This window comes from Haladaptatus sp., from assembly GCF_049589095.1.
In the GTDB taxonomy this organism is placed as follows: Archaea; Halobacteriota; Halobacteria; order Halobacteriales; family Haladaptataceae; genus Haladaptatus.
Genome location: NZ_JBAWAC010000524.1, coordinates 1 through 3502, shown reverse-complemented (window position 1 = coordinate 3502; position 3502 = coordinate 1). Strand labels below are relative to the sequence as shown.

The following is a 3502-nucleotide window of genomic DNA, read 5'->3' as shown; positions in this document are numbered from 1 at the left end:
ATAGGGATTGGTATCCGGAGTAGTACTCGTGAACTGTTGGCGGGTTATCGCTCGAATTTAGATATAATATTTTCCGAATTTGTTTTGTGGCATCACCTTCGTAGGCAATGATTACCGCTTCCGATAGTTCGTTTCAGGCACCCAATAACAATGGTTGGCTCAGTAAAAAATATTCGACAGTTGCTCACATGTCCGCGGACTGCGGACGAGCGGCGACCCCAACCAACAAATCACAAAAAGTATGACGAAAAAAAGCACGATACCCGATTCGATCAAGCGACGACGGCTTCTGCAAGGCCTCGGTGCAACCGGCATTGCGGCGCTGGCGGGTTGTTCAGGGAGTCAAGACAATTCCGGAAACGGCGGAAATAACGCTGGAAGCGGCGAAAACAGCTCCGGCGGCGGAAACGGCAGCGGAAAACTGAACTTCGCGCAAGTGAAAAGCCCGCTGGAGTTCGACCCGATCGTCCTCAACGACGTTCCCTCGGCACAGGTTTCGGACCGGGTGTTCGAGGGATTGTACACGTACAACTCCGGCATCCAAGTCGTCCCGAAGATGGCAACGGGCAAGCCGACGGTCAAGAACAACGGCAAGACGTACATCGTCGAGTTTCAGAAGGGGATCAAATTTCAAAACGGCGACCCCCTCACCCCAGAAGATATCGCGTACTCTTTCACAGCCCCCGTCAAGGAGGAAACGGAGAACGCCGCCACATTCTCGATGATCGATTCGGTTTCGAAAATGGGGAAGCGCAAGGTCAAGTTCGATTTGAAATACCCATACGGGCCGTTTATGAACGTCCTGACCAGCTCCGTCGTTCCAAAGAAGGTCAGGGAGAAGGACAAGAAGAAGTTCAACAAGAAACATCCGGTCGGCTCCGGACCGTTCAAATTCGATAGCTGGCAGGAAGGCAACTACGCCAAAATCTCCCGATGGGATGGTTACTGGGGCAAACCGGAACCGAATCTCGCCGAGGTGCGGTTCAAACCCGTCGAGGAACCAACGACACGGTTGACGAGCCTGCAAACGGGCGAGAACGACGTTATCGAGGAAATACCACCGAAGCTTTGGCAGCAGGTCCAGAACATGGACGGTACGTCCATCGAATCCGTCATCGGGATGGGCTACTTCTATCTCGCGTTCAACTGCAAGAACGGGCCGACGACGGATCCCAAAGTCCGGGAGGCTATCGACTACTGCTTCGACATGGACCAGGCTATTTCCAACTTCGTCGAGCCGACCGGCGTGCGCCAGTACAGTCCATTCCCGAAACAGATTTCGAAGAAATGGGGCTTCCCGCTGGAAAAGTGGAAGAAGATTCCACACGACAAGAACATCGACAAGGCGAAGCAGATGCTCAAGAGTTCGGACAAGGTTCCGGACAACTGGAACGCCAACATCATTGTTCCGCCGGACGACAAGCGCCAACAACTCGGCGTCACCGTTGCGAACGGGTTGAAGGAAGCGGGATACAACGCCAAAGTCCAGCGTCTCGATTGGGGTGCGTTCCTCGACAAGTACGTCTCGGGCAAGCCGAGCGATTATAATATGTACACGTTGGGGTGGTCGGGCACTCCCGACCCCGACGCGTTCACGTATTACTTCTATACGAAGGAAGCACACGGAACGACGGACGGGACTTTCTACAGCGACATAGACGAACAGATAGTGAAGGCACGGAAATCGGCGGACCACGCCAAGCGGAAGAAACTGTATACCGACGCCATCACGAAGATGCTGAACGACCGGGCGCATCTCCCGGCGTACAACCTGAAGAACAGTTTCGGGGTGAAAAACGACGTGAAGGGGTTCAAACCGCATCCGGTGTCGAGTTTCGTCCTTTCGACGGACTACACCAACGCCACTATGGGGTCGCAGTAGCGGCCCCCAATTTCGGTTTCGATACGATTCAACGACAATACACATGGGAATCCTCCGTTACACTATTCGACGCTTACTACAGGCCATTCCGGTGTTGCTCGGCATCGTCACGATAACGTTCCTGCTGACCAACGCGATTCCGGGTGATCCCGTTCAGATCATGCTCGGGCCATCGCCGAGCGCACAGATGGTCGATCAGATTCGTGCCCAGTACGGGCTGAACAAACCGCTACCGGTTCGGTACGTCCACTACCTCGTTTCGGTTGCACAAGGAGACCTGGGCCGGAGCATCTACTATCGGACACCAGTCACGACGAAAATCATGCAACGGCTTCCGGTGACGCTCCTGCTCATGCTGTCGAGCTTCACCTTCGCGCTGGTCCTGGCGATTCCGCTCGGCATCATCTCCGCGAAACGCCGCAACCAACCGACCGACCACGTCACGCGCATCGTTGCGCTCATCGGCGTCAGCACGCCCGATTTCTGGATCGGTCTGATGCTCATCATCGTCTTCGCCTACTACCTCGGTTGGTTCCCGGCAACGGGGCTGGTCGAACCGTGGCAGAAACCGAGCGCGGTCGAGGGTGCGTCTACGCAACTCGGCGTCTTTTGGCAGACGTTCATGCATCTGTTGCTCCCGGCGATAACGCTCGGCACGCTCCAGATGGCCGCGATCATGCGTATCGAGCGCTCCTCGATGCTCGAAGTGCTCCAGCAGGAGTACGTGAAGCTGGCGCGCGCCTACGGCGTCGCGGAACGAAAGATCGTCCGGAAACACGCGTTCCGGAACGCCCAACTGCCGGTCATCACGGTCGTCGGGTTGCAACTCACCGCCGCGCTCGGCGGAGCGGTGCTGACCGAGACGGTGTTCAACATCAACGGAATGGGACGGCTCATCATTACGGCAATCAACAATCAGGACTACCCGCTGGTCATGGGAACGACGATCTTCTTCGGCCTGACGTTCGTCGTCGGCGTCGTCATTACCGACATTTCCTACGCGTACATCGACCCGCGAGTGAGTTACGACGAGGTGGACTGAAATGGGAACTGGTGAAGCAAATTCGACGGACGTTCGAAACGCCAACGCGACCGACCGAGGGGAAGCGAAAGTCGAGGCCAACGTCGGCTGGCGCTATGCGCTCGAACAGGTCCGACGGGACACCACCGCGAGGATCGGCCTCTACATCATCGGGTTCATCCTGTTCCTCGCAGTGTTCGCGTGGATCGACGCGAAACTGTTCGACTACGCCATCGTGAGCAGCTTCTGGCACAACCCGGTGAACGATCCAACGAACGCCAAGATCCTGCGCCCTCCGGCGATGACGAGCAACACGTTCGGGAAGGGATTGTGGGAGTACCCGCTCGGGACGGACCACCGGGGTCGGGACATCCTCGTTCGACTCGTCTACGGTTCACGCATCGCCATGCAGGTCGGCATCGTCTCGACCGGGTTCGGACTCATCTGCGGGACGATACTCGGTGCGGTGGCAGGCTACCACGGCGGATGGACCGACGACGTACTGATGCGGTTCGCGGAGACCCTGTACGCGATTCCGTTCCTCGTGCTGGTCATCGCGTTCATGGCCGCATTCGGTCGCGACCTGACCTTCGCGATGA

At 57.0% G+C, this 3502-nt stretch carries 3 protein-coding genes; all 3 read left to right on the top strand.

All coding sequences use genetic code 11. The features are described 5' to 3' along the window. Window positions 1-241: 241 nt before the first annotated feature. Window positions 242-1882 (top strand): ABC transporter substrate-binding protein, encoded by a 1641-nt coding sequence (locus WBV42_RS16435; protein ID WP_423986981.1) that lies wholly within the window; start codon window positions 242-244, stop codon window positions 1880-1882. Window positions 1883-1925: 43 nt separating this feature from the next. Then, window positions 1926-2924, top strand: coding sequence for an ABC transporter permease (locus WBV42_RS16430; RefSeq protein WP_423986980.1), 999 nt, complete (start codon window positions 1926-1928; stop codon window positions 2922-2924). 1 nt (window position 2925) lies between these two features. Then, window positions 2926-3502 (top strand): ABC transporter permease (locus tag WBV42_RS16425; protein WP_423986979.1); only part of this gene is annotated, 577 nt, incomplete at its 3' end.

Coding starts and splice junctions, on each gene's coding strand:
- WBV42_RS16435 (WP_423986981.1), top strand. CDS start 242: ATGACGAAAAAAAGCACGATACCCGATTCGATCAAGCGACGACGGCTT.
- WBV42_RS16430 (WP_423986980.1), top strand. CDS start 1,926: ATGGGAATCCTCCGTTACACTATTCGACGCTTACTACAGGCCATTCCG.